Source organism: Rugosimonospora africana (genome assembly GCF_016862975.1).
GTDB classification, from domain to species: domain Bacteria; phylum Actinomycetota; class Actinomycetes; order Mycobacteriales; family Micromonosporaceae; genus Rugosimonospora; species Rugosimonospora africana.
Genome location: NZ_BONZ01000105.1, coordinates 35,644 through 52,081 on the forward strand (window position 1 = coordinate 35,644; position 16,438 = coordinate 52,081).

At 67.6% G+C, this 16,438-nt stretch carries 15 protein-coding genes; 9 read left to right on the top strand and 6 right to left on the bottom strand.

The features are described from left to right. The first annotated feature begins 56 nt into the window (after window positions 1-56). The 8 genes from Raf01_RS44495 to Raf01_RS44530 all read left to right on the top strand — a co-directional run bounded on the left by Raf01_RS44495 (window position 57) and on the right by Raf01_RS44530 (window position 9,692). A complete protein-coding gene (locus Raf01_RS44495) occupies window positions 57-1,886 on the top strand; it encodes an arabinofuranosidase catalytic domain-containing protein (RefSeq protein ID WP_203924206.1) in 1,830 nt (609 codons plus the stop codon). 219 nt (window positions 1,887-2,105) lie between these two features. Then, window positions 2,106-3,179, top strand: coding sequence for a Gfo/Idh/MocA family protein (locus tag Raf01_RS44500; protein WP_203924207.1), 1,074 nt, complete (start codon window positions 2,106-2,108; stop codon window positions 3,177-3,179). Window positions 3,180-3,363: 184 nt separating this feature from the next. Further along, window positions 3,364-4,407, top strand: coding sequence for a LacI family DNA-binding transcriptional regulator (locus Raf01_RS44505; protein WP_203924208.1), 1,044 nt, complete (start codon window positions 3,364-3,366; stop codon window positions 4,405-4,407). Window positions 4,408-4,657: 250 nt separating this feature from the next. Then, window positions 4,658-5,860, top strand: coding sequence for a Gfo/Idh/MocA family protein (locus Raf01_RS44510; protein WP_203924209.1), 1,203 nt, complete (start codon window positions 4,658-4,660; stop codon window positions 5,858-5,860). After that, complete coding sequence (locus tag Raf01_RS44515) at window positions 5,857-6,063, top strand: hypothetical protein (RefSeq protein ID WP_203924210.1); 207 nt, start codon at window positions 5,857-5,859, stop codon at window positions 6,061-6,063. Before Raf01_RS44510 ends, Raf01_RS44515 begins: the two co-directional genes overlap by 4 nt. A 212-nt stretch (window positions 6,064-6,275) precedes the next feature. Further along, window positions 6,276-7,688: a glycoside hydrolase family 16 protein gene (locus tag Raf01_RS44520; protein WP_203924211.1), complete on the top strand. Its 1,413-nt coding sequence runs from the start codon at window positions 6,276-6,278 to the stop codon at window positions 7,686-7,688. A gap of 153 nt (window positions 7,689-7,841) precedes the next feature. Further along, a complete protein-coding gene (locus tag Raf01_RS50260; protein WP_239134467.1) occupies window positions 7,842-8,720 on the top strand; it encodes a protein kinase family protein in 879 nt (292 codons plus the stop codon). A gap of 735 nt (window positions 8,721-9,455) precedes the next feature. Then, window positions 9,456-9,692: a hypothetical protein gene (locus tag Raf01_RS44530; RefSeq protein ID WP_203924212.1), complete on the top strand. Its 237-nt coding sequence runs from the start codon at window positions 9,456-9,458 to the stop codon at window positions 9,690-9,692. Between the two features lie 100 nt (window positions 9,693-9,792). On the opposite strand, the gene Raf01_RS44535 is transcribed toward Raf01_RS44530, so the two are convergent. Continuing rightward, the gene (locus tag Raf01_RS44535) at window positions 9,793-10,239 is read right to left on the bottom strand and encodes a MerR family transcriptional regulator (RefSeq protein WP_203924213.1); all 447 of its coding nucleotides are present in this window, start codon (window positions 10,237-10,239) and stop codon (window positions 9,793-9,795) included. Then, the gene (locus tag Raf01_RS44540; protein WP_203924214.1) at window positions 10,236-10,568 is read right to left on the bottom strand and encodes a hypothetical protein; all 333 of its coding nucleotides are present in this window, start codon (window positions 10,566-10,568) and stop codon (window positions 10,236-10,238) included. Before Raf01_RS44540 ends, Raf01_RS44535 begins: the two co-directional genes overlap by 4 nt. A 315-nt stretch (window positions 10,569-10,883) precedes the next feature. Here Raf01_RS44540 and Raf01_RS44545 point away from each other — a divergent pair, with 315 nt between their 5' ends. Further along, the gene (locus Raf01_RS44545) at window positions 10,884-11,375 is read left to right on the top strand and encodes a hypothetical protein (protein ID WP_203924215.1); all 492 of its coding nucleotides are present in this window, start codon (window positions 10,884-10,886) and stop codon (window positions 11,373-11,375) included. Window positions 11,376-11,497: 122 nt separating this feature from the next. On the opposite strand, the gene Raf01_RS44550 is transcribed toward Raf01_RS44545, so the two are convergent. The 4 genes from Raf01_RS44550 to Raf01_RS44565 form a co-directional block, all read right to left on the bottom strand. Further along, the gene (locus Raf01_RS44550) at window positions 11,498-13,003 is read right to left on the bottom strand and encodes a hypothetical protein (RefSeq protein WP_203924216.1); all 1,506 of its coding nucleotides are present in this window, start codon (window positions 13,001-13,003) and stop codon (window positions 11,498-11,500) included. 9 nt (window positions 13,004-13,012) lie between these two features. Continuing rightward, window positions 13,013-14,059, bottom strand: coding sequence for a hypothetical protein (locus tag Raf01_RS44555; protein ID WP_203924217.1), 1,047 nt, complete (start codon window positions 14,057-14,059; stop codon window positions 13,013-13,015). A gap of 737 nt (window positions 14,060-14,796) precedes the next feature. Continuing rightward, complete coding sequence (locus Raf01_RS44560; protein WP_203924218.1) at window positions 14,797-15,588, bottom strand: SDR family NAD(P)-dependent oxidoreductase; 792 nt, start codon at window positions 15,586-15,588, stop codon at window positions 14,797-14,799. 256 nt (window positions 15,589-15,844) lie between these two features. Then, window positions 15,845-16,438: LamG domain-containing protein (locus Raf01_RS44565; RefSeq protein ID WP_203924219.1), on the bottom strand; the 594-nt coding region annotated here is incomplete at its 5' end.

Genomic DNA, 16,438 nt, shown 5'->3' on the forward strand with positions numbered 1-16,438 from the left:
GATGCAGATTGGACTTGCGTATGTCGTCCCGTACGTCCCGGTCACGTTCGCGCCGGTTGGGTGCCATCGGGTTCTCCGCGTTCCTGCTGGCCCTGGTAGCGGCATCGGTGGTGCCGGCATCCGGTCTCGCCAGCGCCGACCCCGCCGGCGGCAACAGCCAAGGTGAGCCATGTGACATCTACGCCGCCGCCGGCACTCCTTGTGTCGCCGCGTTCAGCACCACGCGCGCGTTGTTGCGCACCTACGACGGACCCTTGTACCAGGTGCAACGATCCGACAACGGTGCCACGCGTGACATCGGCCTGCTGAATCCCGGCGGTTACGCCAACGCCAGACTTCAAGACGAGTTCTGCGCCGGAACCAGCTGCACGGTGAGCGAGCTCTACGACCAGACTCCGCGACACAACGACCTCACCGTCGCCGGGCCGGGAACCGCCGGGCCGCAGAACTCCGGTGCGGTCGCCGACGCCCTGCCGATCACGATCTCCGGCCACAAGGCGTACGGGCTCTACCTGCCGCCGCGCACCGGGTATCGGCGGTCGAGCACCATCACCACCGGCACGGCCCGCGGATCCCAGCCCGAGTCCATGTACGAAATCGCCAGCGGAACCAACATCAGCGACGGCTGTTGTTCCGACTTCGGCAACGTCGAGACGGACTCGAAAGACACCGGCGAAGGGCACATGGATGCCGTCAACGTCTCCTACATGAACGGCGGAGGGGCCAGCGGGACCGGCCCCTGGGTACAGGCCGACCTGGAGAACGGGGTGTTCCAGGGCGGCACCAGCGTCGACCTCGGGAACCACGGCAACGCCAGCAAATTCGTCACCGCGCTGCTCAAGAACAACGGCACCGACACCTTCGCGTTGAAGGGAGGCGACTCCCAGCGAGGCACTCTGTCCAAGTGGTACGAGGGCCCCTTGCCGTCGGCGAAGTACACTCCGATGCAGTTGGAGGGGTCGATCGTCGTTGGTACCGGCGGTGACGACAGCAACCGCGGGACCAGTTCCTTCTTCGAAGGCGTGATGACGTCTGGATACTCCAGCGACAGCGCCGACGCCCTCGTCCAGGCCAACATCACTGCGCAGCACTACCAGGCGGACGCCACCGGGCCCGGAACGGGCACTCCGATCATGACGACCGGGGGCGAGTGCGCGGCCGCCGCCGGCCATGACGACGCCAAGGCGGGTACGCAGGTCGAGTTGACGACCTGCGAGTCGATGTCGGCCAGCGCGCACTGGGTCGCGTCGGACTTCGGCGATGCCACGCTCGAGGCGCTCGGATTCTGTATGGCGCCGGGAAACGCCAATCACGTCGTACTGGCCGACTGCGACGGAACCGCCGGTCAGCAGTGGAGGCCGCAGCCGGATGGCGGCATTCGCAACGCCGACTCGGGGCGGTGCCTGACCCCGTCGGGGGATGAGCACGGCATCCTCCTGCTGACCCCGTGCACGGGAGACGCATCTCAGCAGCTCATCGTCACCGTTCCCATCCATCACGCCGGCAAGTGCGTCGATGTCGCGGGAGCCGATGTCGGGGGCAATCACGCCCTGGTCGAGCTCAACGGCTGTCTCACGCTCCCGATCCCGGGTGCCGCGGAGCACGACCAGAAGTGGACGCGCAATCCGGCCGACGGTTCGCTGCGCACCCTGGGCCGCTGCATGACGCCGCAGGGCTCCGGCACCGCGAACGGAACCAAGGTCGAGCTCGATGACTGCGTTCAGGCACCAGCCCAGCGCTGGCAGCCGCAGGCCGATGGCACGATCAAGAACACTGCCTCAGGCCGATGCCTGTTCGACCCCGGCGTCAGTCCCACAAACGGGACTCAGCTCGAGTTGGAGGACTGCGACGCCGCTGCGGGCGGACAACAATTCATGTTGAACTGAACTGGGCGAGGAGCGCCCGCCGGTCTTGTCCCCGCCGTAAGGCTCGGGCCAGGGCCGGCGCGGCGCTCTTCGATGCCGGATGTCGCGATCGAGGTCAGGTCGCCCCTTCGGCTCAAGGCCAACGCTCCATCACCTGGGAAGGAAGGCCATGGTCGCAATCGAAAACACCGGCGCGTTCAGGTCTGGAAGGCGCGCCGGGCAGTTCTTCGGGAAGTTCGTATGAGCGCGGCCGACGGCTCTGCCTACGCACCCGACCCGGTGCCCGCTCCGGTCGTCGCGCCCGACGAGTTCGTGGTCGGCGCGGTACACCTCGATCACGGGCACATCTACGGCATGTGTGAGGGGCTGACCGGTGCCGGGGCGACCCTGCGCTGGGTGTACGACCCCGACCCGGCCAAGGTCGAGACGTTCCGGGCAAGGTTTCCGCACGTACGGGTCGCCCGCAGCGAGGCGGAGGTGCTCGACGATCCCGAGGTGCGTCTGGTCGCCGGGGCCGCCGTGACCTCCGAACGGTGCGCTCTCGGCTTGCGTGTCATGGACGCGGGCAAGGACTACTTCACGGACAAGGCACCGCTCACGACTCTGGAGCAACTCGACGCGGCTCGTGTGGCCACAGCGCGGACGGGCCTCAAGTACGCCGTCTACTACTCGGAGCGCATCCACGTCGAAGCCGCAGTCCTCGCCGATCAGCTCATAGCCAGAGGGTCGATCGGGCGAGTGTTGCAAGTGATCGGGATCGGCCCGCATCGGCTCGGCACGGGACGGCCCGACTGGTTCTTCGTCAAAGAGAGGTACGGCGGGATCCTCTGCGACATCGGTAGCCACAATTTCGAGCAGATGCTGCACTACGCGGGCGCGCGGGACGCCTCGGTGGCCTACTCGGCGATAGCCAACTACCACCATCCTGAGCACCCCGAACTCGACGACTTCGGTGAGGCGTCGATCGTCATGGACAACGGCAGCAGCGGGTACTGCCGGGTCGACTGGTTCACGCCGGACGGGCTCAGTACGTGGGGCGACGGGCGCACGCTCATCCTCGGTACCGATGGATACATTGAGCTGCGCAAGTACGTGAACGTCGGAACGGACGAAGGACCCGGACACGTGTTCCTCGTCGACCAGACCGGTGAGCACCATCTGGCGGCCGGCGGAAAAGTCGGGTATCCGTTTTTCGGTCAACTGATCCTCGACTGCCTGAACCGGACCGAGAACGCCATGTCGCAAGACCACGCGTTCAAGGCCGCGGAGCTGAGCGTCCACGCACAGCTGGGCGCGCGGGTGCTCGCGCCGTAGCCTGCGTGGCAGCGGGAACCCGAGGAGGGACGCGTGTGGTCACCGCCAGACGAGTCGGCGTGGCACGACCCACATTGACCGTTCGACGCGCGCGATGCAACGTTATAGTGCAACGTTGAAGCATGATGAACTTGTGTGTTCCGGACGTCAAGAGTGCCGGGTGCAAACCTCGTGAGGTGGTGACGTGGCCAGCCGGGCAGAACCCCGAGCCCCGGGGCTCAAGGACGTGGCGGCCGAGGCGAAGGTCTCGTGGAAGACCGTGTCCAATGTCGTCAACGGAACTGGCCGCGTCGGCGAACAGACGCGCAAGCGTGTCGAAGACGCGATCCAGAGACTTGGATACCGACCGAGCGTCATCGGTCGGCAATTACGGTCTGGCCGGACGGGCATCCTGGCGCTTGCCGTGCCGGAGATCGGCCACCCCTACTTCTCCTGGCTTGCACAGGAGACGATCAGGGCTGCGCGGGTGCGCGGCTACCGCGTGTTCATCGACCAGACCGGCGGTGATCGGGCGACCGAAGCGGTCGTCGCGCGAGGCTACGATGAGAGGTTGTTCGACGGGATCGTCTTCTCCCCGCTGGAACTGAGCCTCTCCGAAGCAATCGAGTTGGAGCGCGACACACCCCTCGTCCTACTCGGCGAGCGGTCCGTCGGGTCTTCCGGTGCGAATGTGGACCACGTCAGCATCGACAACGTCGGCGCCGCGCGCGACGCCGTCCACCATCTTGTCGCCACGGGACGCCATCGGTTGGCCTTCGTCGGGGTGGAGCCGGGCGGCCCCGATCGCACGGGTGCGTTGCGACTGAAGGGGTTCCACGAGGGTCTCAGGGCGGAGGACCTTTCTCCAGACCCGACGATGGAACGACCCGTCACGGCCTTCACGCGGGCCGAGGGTTCCCGCGTCATCGAAGCGCTGCTGCCGCGGATCAACCAGCTCGACGGGATCTTGTTCGCGAACGACCAACTCGCGCTCGGAGCCTTGCACGCGCTGCGAATGAACGGCATCCGTGTCCCGCACGACATCGGCGTCGTCGGCTGGGATAACATCGAGGACGGTCGATACTCAAACCCCACGCTGACCACGATCGCCCCGGACGTCGAGAAGATCGCGGAATCGGCGGTGTCGCGCGTGCTGGCCATGATCGATGGCGCTGCCGTCGAACCGCTGGACGTCGTGGCACCACACCGTCTGCTCGTGCGTGAGAGTACGGCCGTCACGGAATCCTGAGCGGCTCCGCGCTGCGAGACGGATCGCGCGCCCATTGATTCAACGTTGCACTAGAGGCGGATTGGCTGTTGAATGCATCGCGGCGGGCTCGCACGGGCGGCGGACAGCCGCCGGCGGGCTGACCGTCACCGTACGGCCGTCGAGAACTGGTGCGAAGCGGTGGCGCGGACCGGGAGAACGTTCACCGAGCTCGGGGCGCCATGGACCCGGGACTGGACCGAGACGGCAGACAGATCGGAGTGACCACGGCATGACCAGCAAGATCACCGTTGCCCTCGTGGGAGACGGCGTCATCGCTGCCACCCACGCGCGCGCACTGGCACAACAGGGCGAGTTCATCGTGACCGCGCTCGTCGACCCGAACCCCGATGCCCGAACGACGCTCGCCAAGGTGATCGCGAGCGACACCCCGTGGGCGCCACCAGAGCAGTACGCCAGCCTCTCTGAGCTGATCGCCGCAGGTGTGACCGATGCGGTGGTCATCACAACCCCGAGCGGCACGCACGCCGAGCTCGCGCTCGAGGCGGTAGCCGCTGGGGCCCACGTCGTGATCGAGAAGCCGCTCGACACGACGGTGGGGAAGTCGCTCCCGCTCGCCGCCGCGGCCCGCGCAGCCACGGCACGCGGGCAAGTCGTGAGCGTCATCAGCCAGCATCGCTTCGACCCGGCATCAGTCGTCGTCGCAGATGCCGCGCACAGAGGGGAGTTCGGCCGGGTCACGAGTGCCGTCGCGACCGTCGCCTGGTGGCGCAGCCAGGAGTATTACGACTCCGGCGACTGGCGCGGTACATGGTCACTCGACGGTGGCGGTTCGACCATGAACCAGGGCGTTCACACTGTCGACCTGCTCGTTTGGTTCCTCGGCGAGCCGGTGGCAGTCTTCGCCTACGCGGCGACCCTGGCTCACGAACGGATCGAGGTCGAGGACACTCTCGTCGCCACCGTCCGGTTCGCGAGCGGCGCTATCGCGGTGCTGCACACGACGACCTCCGCGTTCCCCGGTCTCTCGGTGCGCATCAACCTGCACGGGTCCAAGGGGTCGGCGCTCATCGAACGCGACCAACTCGAGTACTTCTATGCCGAACCCGCGGAAGGACTTGATCCCGCGATCCTCGGCGACACCCACGTCGACCCGACGCGCGAGGGGCCTCGCAACCGCGCCGCGGACCTCGTGTCCGGCGAGCACGTCAGAGGTGGATCGATCCCGGATGACGCCTTCGTGCAGGGCCACCGGCGGCAGTACGACGACATCGCCGCAGCCATCCGAGAGGCACGCGCACCCGCCGTCGGCGTCGAGGACGCCCTCCTGTCCCTCGCCGTCGTGCGCGCCGTGTACGTCTCGGCCGCCCTCGGGTGCGAGGTGTCCGTCGCACGTATCCTCGCGGGGGAGTGGGACGACATCGTCGTCAGCCCCGAGATCGCCGGCGTAGTGGGGAGCGATCCCCGTTCGTGATCGTCGTCGGCGCACTGCGCGGGCAGGGACTGTGGCCGGTGCGGTTGCGCGGCCGACGTCATCGACGTGACGCCCGCGCCGTGCCGCTCGACCACGAGTGGAAGGTGCGCGGCGTCTGGGTGCCGGCCGGGCCGCAGCGAGGGCTGGTGGCGCGCGGTGGGTCCGACGCGCGTGGCTTCGAGGTACTCATGGGAGTCTATTGACAATCCCTTAGGGCGGCTGTACACATCTGAGAGAGCGCTCTCACGACTGGGACGTTCACTCGCAGATCACAGTTTCTCTCGTGAGGGCCTAAGGATGCCACCGGCGAGTGCTGGCATCGATGGGAGCGCTCTACCGGCCGCTCACGATCGGCACCACCGCCTGCCGCGCGCCCAGCGCGGTTTCCGGCGTTCCCTCCGTCCTAAGGAACCCGATGAGACCCAACCCACGGAAACGACCGCACAGATCGCGTCTCGTCCTGGCCGGGCTCGCCACCCTCGCCATGGCCGCTGCCTCACTGGCGACCGCGTTGAACGCCGGCGCCGCGGTTCCGCCGCCTCCATCCGGCTGGACAACCGTGTTCAGCGACGACTTCACCGGTGCCGCCGGCACCGGCGTGAACACCGGCAACTGGCTCTACGATCTCGGCCACGGCTACGCCGGAGGGGCGGGCAACTGGGGCACCGGTGAGGTCGAGTCGATGACCAACAGCACCCAGAATGTGTACCAGGACGGCAGCGGCCACCTCGTCATCAAGCCGGTCCGGGACGGCTCCGGCAACTGGACGTCCGGCCGGATCGAGACCCAGCGCACCGACTTCGCCGCGCCGGCCGGAGGCAAGCTGCGCATCGAGGCGTCCATCCAACAGCCGAACGTCAGCGGAGCCGCCGCCCTCGGCTACTGGCCGGCCTTCTGGGCGCTCGGCGCGGCGGCCCGACCGGTCGGTGCGACCAACTGGCCGGGCATCGGCGAGTGGGACGTCATGGAGGACATCAACGGACTCAGCTCCGAGTTCGGCACTCTCCACTGTGGAGTCAGTCCGGGCGGTCCGTGCAACGAGACCACCGGCATCGGCAGCGGACAGCGCGCCTGCGGCGGATGCCAGACCGGTTACCACACCTATGCGCTGGAATACGATCGGAGCGTCTCGCCCGAGCAATTGCGCTGGTACTTGGACGGCAACAACTTCTTCACCGTCAACGCCAACCAGGTCGACGCGACTACCTGGAACAACGCCACCCACCACGGCTTCTTCATCATCCTCAACGTGGCGATCGGCGGTGGCTTCCCCGGCGCGTTCGGCGGCGGCCCGACCGGCTCCACAGCCTCGGGCGTACCGATGAACGTGGACTACGTCGCGGTGTACACCTCCGGCGGCGGCAGCACGCCTCCGCCCACAGCCAGCGCCACCCCGACCGGCGGCGGCACCGGCGGTGTCAACGCGTACGCCACCATCCAGGCCGAGTCCGCCAACGCCCAGTCCGGTACCCAGACCGAGGCGACCACGGACACCGGCGGCGGACAGGATGTGGGTTTCATCGCCAATGGCGACTGGCTCCAGTTCAACAACGTGAACTTTGGCTCCACTGCCGCACGGCAGTTCAACGGCCGTGTCGCCTCCGGCGCCGCTGGCGGCGTCAGCGGACTGGTCGAGGTGCGCCTGGACTCCCGATCCAACTCGCCCATCGGAAGCTTCGCCGTCGGCAACACCGGAGGCTGGCAGAGCTGGCGAACGGTGCCGGCGAACGTCTCCGCAGTCACCGGCACCCACACGGTCTACATCACCTTCACCAGCGGGCAACCAGCCGACTTCGTCAACCTCAACTGGCTCAGCTTCGGCCACTGACCGGCCTGGTCGAGTCGAATCCGACGATCCCCGCCGGCCCACGCGACCCATCGCGTCAGGCCGGCGGGGTACCAGGATCGCGCCAAAGCCCCCGGTCCCCGCGGCCGCGGCGCGAGATCTGCGCCCTCGGCCGCACCGCCGAACGGTATCTGGATGCTGCACGGCGTGCGGCCGCGTTGTTGGCGCAGCATGGGCGGGCGGCGTGAGGATTGCCGACAGGCGGGTCAGGAGGCCATGCGAAGTGACCCGGGCGCACGTGGAGGCGTTCCAAGCCCGGATGATCGAGACCCGGTCTGCGTCGACCGCGCTGAACAAGCACAAGGGCCGCAGCGTTTCTTCAAGTGGCTGATGGTCGACGAGGAGGCCATCGACCACTCGCTGATGCGGCGATTGCGGCAGCCGACGAAGCGCGGACGCCACCTGCTCGTCCAGTTGGTGATCGGTACGGATCGGTTGGCGCGGCGCAACGGTAGCGCGAACGTGTCCGTGGCCGGATGGACCAGTCGGTTGACTGATTCGGTTCCGAGTTCCATCGGGAAGGCTCTGATGTCGGGTGCCGGCAACGGCTGCGGGGCGCAGAGTCCTCGTTGGCAGGGAAGGGAGCGCGTGATGGGGTACCGGTTGGTCAGGCTCGGAACGGCGATGGGCATCGGGATCGGGCTTGCCCTGGCGATCGCGGGTCCTGCCTCGGCCGATCCGTACGTGTCGTCGGATTACCATGCCGGCGACGTGTGCACGGTCGGCGACAATTGCGCAGGTTCGGCGTCGTTCATCCACTACGGCGATCACCTGTACCTGTGGGACAACGACGCTGACGGCCACTCCGTGGTCGTCAAGTACATGCGGTCGGACACCGGAAACCAGCAGAATACTGCGTGGAACGAGCACGGCGCCTTCACGCGATCGGACCACAACATGGACATCCCCGAGTCCGGTTGGATCAAGTATCAGGTGTGTTTGGGGGAGTTCGGTGGCAAGGACATCCTCGACGACACGTGCAGCCCCTGGGGAACCGTGGAGTACGCATCGTAGAGGTTGTGGTGTCGCACGGGGGTGGACCAATGGTGCTCATGGTCCGCCGAACCTCGGCCTCGTGCCATCGAGCGGCGCGGTGTGAGCGTTCTACTCGGCATCCGAGTGCCTGGACCCATGCCCTGCCTTCGCCCACAGCGTGTGGCCGCCGCAGCATTCCGCCCTCAACCACAGCGGCAGCCGGAAGAACGGATCAACTGGCCCGCCCCACACCGAAGCTCCACTGGGCGGATCTGCCGGGCCGCTCAACACCGAACTCCCGCGGGACGGATCCCAAGCAGCGGCATAACCGCAAGCAGAACAGGCCAGTCTGCGCGGCCACAACGACATCCATGTGCCCTCGATGGGTCGCGGGGAGTCGACGGCGCGACGCTGGCAGCGGGGGCAGACGACATAGACGTCATCGGCCGCGAGTTCGTACAACGACCGGATCAACGGATCACGAAAGCGGTCTCGGTCAGGCGCCAGATCTTCGTCCACCGCGACATCGTCCCCGAGCGCGCTCCCGTGAGCACCTCGGTATCGGCGCCAGGAGCGACCGGACTCGACTGGCCGACCGCTCTATATCCTGTTCGCCGCCCCGCCGAACTCACAGACCAGCAACGCTGGCGACGTGGCGAGGACCCGTGGTTCCTTCAACGCATCGCTGGCCAGCATCCGTCCGAGTACCGATTGATCCCAGATGGTGTGGAGTGGTGGTCTGTGACCTGGCGGCCACGTGGTTGACTTTGACCCATGACAAACGGATCCGGCTTCGGCATGGCCTTGCGTGGCTACGCCGTTGACGAGGTCGACGCGCTGGTCGAGCGTGCCGAAGAAGCATTGGCCACTCGCGACACAGTATTGCGTTGGAACGTACGCGATGCGCTCCGAACCGCAAACTTCAACACCAGCCTGCGTGGCTACAACCGACGACAGGTTGCCATGTTCCTGGAAGCGCTCGCCCGTGAGCTTGAAGGACCGGCTAACTGATTGATCGGGGGGTCGTCGCGCGCAGCACGGACCCCGGTCCGCGACTGCCAGCGAGACGGAGCCCACGCGACCAACGACGACTCGGCGCCGTCGCAGATGCTCAACGAGCCGGTGCACCCGGTCGCTCGCTGGAGGCGATGACGGAAAAGGGGATCGGGCAGCAATCGTTTCCGGCACAGGCGACCAGGTCATCGCAGCCGGCCCGCATCGCCGCCCGTAGCGTTTCGGCGATGACCCGCAGGTCATCGATCCTTGCCTCCACCTCGGTCAGCTTCGCCTGAGCGCGGTCCCGCAGACCGGCGGCCCGCTGCGGTCCGTGTCGATGGGCTCCGGTGTCGAGGAGTTCCGCCACTTCGTCCAGGGTGAACCCGAGCCGCTGTGCCGCTTTGATCACACGCAGCACGGTGATCGCTTCGAAGGAATAGAGGCGGTGACCGCCCAGGCTGCGGTCCGGCTCGGGGAGCAGGCCCCGGCGTTCGTAGTAGCGCAGCGTCTGTACGTTCACGCCGGCCGCGGCGGCGACCTGGCTGCTCCGCAAGGCGCTCACCCGGCCATCCCCGCCGTCGCCCGCGCGGCCAGTCCATCAAGAACCTGTACGTAGTTGGCGGGTACGCGCACGTCCAGCCGGAGCTCGGAAGTCCCGGGGCTGATCGTGAAGATGAAGAAGGAGCAGCAGGCGGTCTCGCGTGAGGTCAGGTCGCGCAGCATCGGTTCGGCGTCGGGATCGAGTTCCCAACGCAGCTCGGTCGGCGACAACCGTTGCTGCCCGCGCAGTGCCGTCGCGAACAGCTGGTCGAACTCCGCGACCCGCAGGGGCCGTTCCGGTGTGGGCAGTGTGCACGCCTGAGGTACCCACGTCTCCTCTGAGGTAGCCATGAGATGACGGTAAGCCTGTACCTGGGTACCGGATGCAACCCGTACCGGCTGCCAGGACCGTGGGCTCGGGCCGCGGTCGGCGGCCAGGCGGCGTAGCAAGCGCAGTAGGTCGGGCAGCGCAGCCGGACGGCTTCGCTCAGCAGACCACCTTTCGGTCGGAACCAGGAGCGCAATGACCAGTGCAGGCCACGCGACAGGAGGGCGGCCCGCGATCGGATCCTCATCGAATATTGACGGATGACGATGGACCGCTCTACCGTCTTCTTGTTGCGATGTGTTCCACGTCCCGCCGAGAACGCCGTCCCGGAGGCAACAGTGTCCCGAAAACTCCGCTCCTGGTACGTGCCGCTGGCGGCGGCCACCATCCTCCTGTCGACCTCGCTGCCCGCGTTCGCCGACGGGGTGGTCGATCCCGCTCCGATCGGACCTAACCAGTACTTCGTCGGATTGGTTAATGACCAGACCGGCAACGCCACGATCGCGATGGCCTGTTTCGGGCCGGTACATCCGGGGCAGACCGGGCATCCGATGGCCGACCAGACCGTCAAGGTGCTGCCGGTGACAGCGCCGAGCCCCGCCCGGGCCGGATACACCGGCAGCGCCGCCCACACGGTCGGCGTGGGCTTCGGGCTCTCCGCGAGCACGGCGAGCCCGATCGTACTGAACATGTGGGCGGTCGCCGCGAAGATTCCGACCACGCTTGTCCTGCCGTGCTACGGGACGGCAACCGTGACGTTCGTACCCTCGCCGACCAGCACCACGGCGCGCCCGGCGACGGTGCAGGTCACCTTCGTCGGCCAGCCGTAGCACCCGGTACGCCTCCGAGCCCCGACCACCGGACGGATCCCGCGACGGGTGACAACGGTGAGTCGGCACAGGCGATCCCCGGCGCCGCGGACAGGCGGGAGCCGGGGATCGGCCGGTCGCGGTCAGATGACTTTGATGGTGCCCTGCGCCTCCAGCGGGCACGGCAGGTTCGGGTCGAACGTGATCTGGATGGCGCTGCCGACGAAGAACCCGCCGATGGTCTGCGCGGCGATCTCGGGCGGTGTGCCGGGTGCGACCCGGTTGACGTCCTGTCCGAAGACGTAGACCTTCCAGATGCCGGTGGTGCTCTGGCCGGCCTGCTTGAGCACCGCCTGTGCCTCGCGGAGGTTGAGGCCGCCGGTGTAGGTGCCGTCGCTGGCTCGCTGGTCGAAGCCCAGGCCGTCGTCGGTCAGTGGTACCAGGAAGAACAGCCCCTGCGGAGCCTGGAACAGCGCGAAGGAGTACAGGTCGGGACCGCTGAACACAGTGGAATCTGGCCGGGTGAAGACCGCCTGTACCCACAGCGAACCCGACGAGGTGACAGTGTCGGGCGTGACGACCTTCACCTCCTTGGTGACGTGGATGTTGGTCTGCTCCTCGGTCACCCCGTAGTGATAGCTGGCCCCGGTGGTGGTCCGCTCATAGTCCCAGGCAACCTGTGTCCGGTACGCCTTGCCGGCGCGCGGTTCGTCGAGCAGCGTCCACCGCGCGTTGACCCGCTCCGAGGTGGTGAGCTCGCCCGCGGCGGGCGGGGTCGCGGCCTGACCTCGCCAGTACGGGTCGGCGGAGTCGGCCAGCGCTACCACCAGCGCCGCGGTCGCGATCACGCCGGCGACTCCGGCGACCGAGGTGCCGTCGCTTCCGACGCCCGAAGCGGGCGTGCAGCACGAGATGTCGAGCCCGGGATCGGTGTCGTCGAAGGTGCCCTCGATGCCGAGGTTGAACGTGCCTGAGCCCTCCGCGGCGGCGATGATTCCGACCAGGGCGGCGATGATGAACACGAGCCACGCCAGCACCTTGTACCACGGGTCGGCGAACGGCAGGTCGCCGTGGATGCCCGCGTAGGCGGGATTGGGTACCCACACCATGGTCATCCCGGTCGGCACGTACGGGCCGACCCACGGCGACTGCTTGTCGCCGCCCGGTTTGGGGCCCGGCCACCAGCCGCCTGGCGCCGGCGGGATGACGGTCACGTTGGAGATGTCCAGTCGGCCTTCCGGTACGGTGATCGAGTAGGTGTCGGTGGCGCTGTTGTACCGGGTCTGCGAGACGAAGATCTGCCGGATGGTGCGGAACGAGGTGAACCCGTCGGCCTTGGCCACGAAGCTGACCAGCGGTTTGCCCGGCGTGGCGTTCTGGAAGTCGGCCGCCCAGGAGACCAGAACCGAGGCGCCCGCGGGGATCCTCGCGAAGGTGTAGGTCTGGCCGGTCACCACGATGCCGGGATCGCCGATGCTTTCCAGGTACAGGCTCACGTTGGTCAGATCGGTGGTACCGGTATTGGTGTAGTGGCAGGCGATGCGCAGCTTGTACAGCGCGTTGTCGAAGACGCCATCGGGCAGCATCACATTGGTCACGGGCTCGACGGCGAAGGGCCGAGTCTGGACAGCCATCGGCGTACTGCTCATGTCTGCTCCTCAGCTCGCGACCACAGTGAACGAAATACCGCCCAGCACCTGTTGGTCCTGCCGTTCGAGGACCTCCACCAACTGGTACTCGTCGGCGGCCAGGGTGGTGCCGCCGCGCACGGTGAGATACACCGGCACACTGCGGCCGGCGGGTACGCTGATCTCCAGCTGCGGGTCGCCGACGCCCTGGTTGGGGTCGGTGATGGGCTTGGGTGAGAACCCGACCTGGACGATCGGTTTGGGGTTCGCGCGGCGACCCTTGAGGCCCAGCGTCGCCAGCGTCCCGTCGGGCAACCGCCCGCCGACCTGCGAACTGATCGTGACGGTCTTGTCCTGCCGAGGCGGTGCGCTCACGGTGAGGGTCAGGTGGAAGTCTGACTTCTCGGCGTCGATCAGGGTCAGATTGCGCTGGGCGACGTTCGGGTACCCGACCGGGTCAACGACGTCCGGCAGCGGTGGGTCCGCGGGCAGGGTCGCCACGACGACCAGGCACTCGTGCCCGTTGTTGACGGTCACCACATGCCAGGGCACGAGGCAGAGCACTTCTTGCGTGTCGCCGGCGGCGATGTCGGCCTGCGCGGTACCGATCGGGTTGAGGGTGCTGTACAGCATCTGTACCGACGGGTTCCCCCAGTAGAACCGCACCTGGACTCCGGCGACGTCGTCCTTGCCGGTGTTGTGCACCCGCGCCCACACATAGGCGAAGTCGCCGGCGGCCGGCGTACCCGGTGCGCCGCTGGGGTCGGTGCCGGGCACGGCCCAGATGTCGGGGCTCAGCCACCAGTTCGGGGACCCGTCCTGGATGAGCAGGTCCGCCGAGTTCGAGACGAGCCGTAGTCGCGCTCCCGGCACGTACGGGGCTGTTCCGGCCGCTCCGGCAAGCTGGTCGCCGGACGCCGGCGCCGACTCCTGGCCCGATACGCCGATCGCGCCAAGTGCGACGACGGCCAGTGCGGTGCCGCCAGAGATGCGGATGAGGTCGCGGCGGGACAATGAGATGCGCTGCGAATCGCCGGCTGTGACGGCATCCTGATCCCGGTCACGATCATTGCTCATAGCGTCCTCCAGGTCCGAGACGGAGGGTCGGAGGTAGCCGACCGTCACCAGCATCAGACACGCAACGCCGCGGGATCAGAGCCACTATCCGTATCGTTCGTGGGGCATAGTGGTCCGGTGTCGGAGCGGCTGTCCTGAAACGTCGGCAGCAAGCGTTTCTTCGATGTGGTGGCGGTAGATCCGCATGGTGGAGGGCGCGAGATCCTGCGCGGCGTACCAGCGGTTTCGCATAGTCGCCGAAGAGGATGCGGTCGGCGGCCGGGGCGCGGTACGAGCCAGCTCGCACCTGGGCTTTCGCATCGTTGGCGGCTACGAACTAGACGATCTTCCGGTCGCGGACCGTGGCTCGGCGGCGGCGTGGCCCGGGCGATGATTCGGATGCCGTGGACGCCAGGCCAACAGGGCGAGCGCCGCGTCGCTGCCATCCGGGGTCGTAGGGGGCGACAACGAGGGTGGCGACGGTGTGCTGGAGATCTTGCTGGTTGCACAGCAGGGGACCGGTTGTGGTGTGCAGGTTGTCGTCGGTAGTTCGGCCAGCGGCGCCGCCGCCGACGGTGGGGCGGGTACCGGTCCTATCAAGGGATCTGGCCCGAGGTAGGGCGGGCGGTGGTGGAGGCGGTCGCCTGCCTGCGTTGCGGCTCAGGCACCGGGCCACTGCTGTCGCTAGGTGGCCCGGTGCCGGCTTTCAGTTGAGGTTCTGGCCGTTGCCCGCCCAGGAGCCGTTGTTCCGCTCGTAATCAGTCGGTGATCATGCCGCCGCTGAGGTTGGCGATGGCTCCGGTCATCGCGGCGGCGCGGTCCGACGCGACGAAGGCGGCCACGTTGGCTATCTCGGCCACTGTGGGCAGTTGCTTACGTAGCGTCCGGTCGGCCATGCGTTGCTGGAACTCGTCGCGGGTGATGCCGTAGGCGGCGGCGTGCAGCCCGTACACCTCGGACAGCTGCGGTGTCTCCGGCATACCCGCGGCGTTCAGACACACAACGCGCACGCCGTGTGGTCCCAGTTCGGCGGCCAGTCCCCGGGACAGCGACTCGACCGCTGCCCAGGCCGGTGCCATGCCGCCCATGAGCGGTACCGCCGTGCGTGACGGGCTCGCCGTGATCACAAGTATCACTCCCGACCTCTGATCGGTCATGCGACGTGCGGCGGCTCGGGCCGTCAGGAAGTTGGCCCGGGGGTACGTGGCCATGGGCAGGTCGAACGCGTCGGGTGACAGGTCGACGAGCCGGGTGCCCTGGATGCCAGCCTGGGGGAGGCTGACGGCATTGAAGGAGATATCGAGCGAGCCTGCGTCGCGGATCACGGCGTCGGCGTGCGCCTCAACGGCGTGCTCATCCATCGCATCCACTGTGGCGATGTCGGCCGCACCGCCCGCCGCGTGGATTTCTTGAGCGACCACCTCCAGTGCGGTGCCGGTCCGTCCGGCGAGGAAGACTCGTGCCCCCTCCGCGGCGAAGGCGTGAGCCACGGCGCTTCCGACGGCTCCACCCGCGCCGTAGACGATCGCGTTCTTCTTGTCGAGCAGCACTGTTCCTCCTGATATCGGTTCTGCGTAAGGCATTCCGCCCGCCTCGGCGGCCCGTGTCCTCGGCCGTGATGGCTGACGGGGATACAGACTTCGGGAGGTCGCGAAATCCGTCACCCGGGCGGCGCCCATTTTCCGACTAGCCGGCTCACGTCGGTCTTCCGTCCGTAGCCGCTGCAGGATGCATTCGGCCGCCGCGACCCTCACCGGCGATTCACCGGGACGGGTGAGGCCGACCGGGCCTCACCCGTCCCGTTACTCAGCGTGTTCCGTCGAAAGGCAGGTGCAACTGGAGGTCGGCATTAACGGCGCCGCCGGCCACCAGCGTGTCGATGTCCGACTCGGGCAGCGCCCGGTTGTAGTAGCGGTAGTCGTCGAGCCCGCCGGTGAACGGGTAGGCCCCGTCGAGCCGCCGGCCGAGGTAGATGCGGAACGCGTCGGCGGTGCTCGGGTCGGCGCTGATCGAGCCGGTCAGGCCGGCCTTCTGGGTGATGAAGATGCCGTCGAGGTAGAGCTTCAGGGTCCCGCCGTCGCGCTCCAGCGCGAATTGGTGCCACACCTGGTTGTCAAGGGTGCCGCCGAGCGGGTCTGTGGAGTACATGTCCACCGCGCTCGACACGGTCTCGGCGTGCCCCCGGATCACCGGCTGTCCAGCGGAGTTCTTCTCCACCCGCAGCCACAGCTGTGGCATGCCGGCCCCCCAGTTGTAGGCCCAGAGCAGCGACTGGGTCGCAGATGCCGGGCCGTATTCGAACCAGCCGGTCCAGGTGAAGTTGCTCTGGATCGGAGCCAGGTTTTCCGCGTAGGGCACCTTGACGTAGGAGCCACCGCTGAGCCTCGCGGCGTCGCCAAA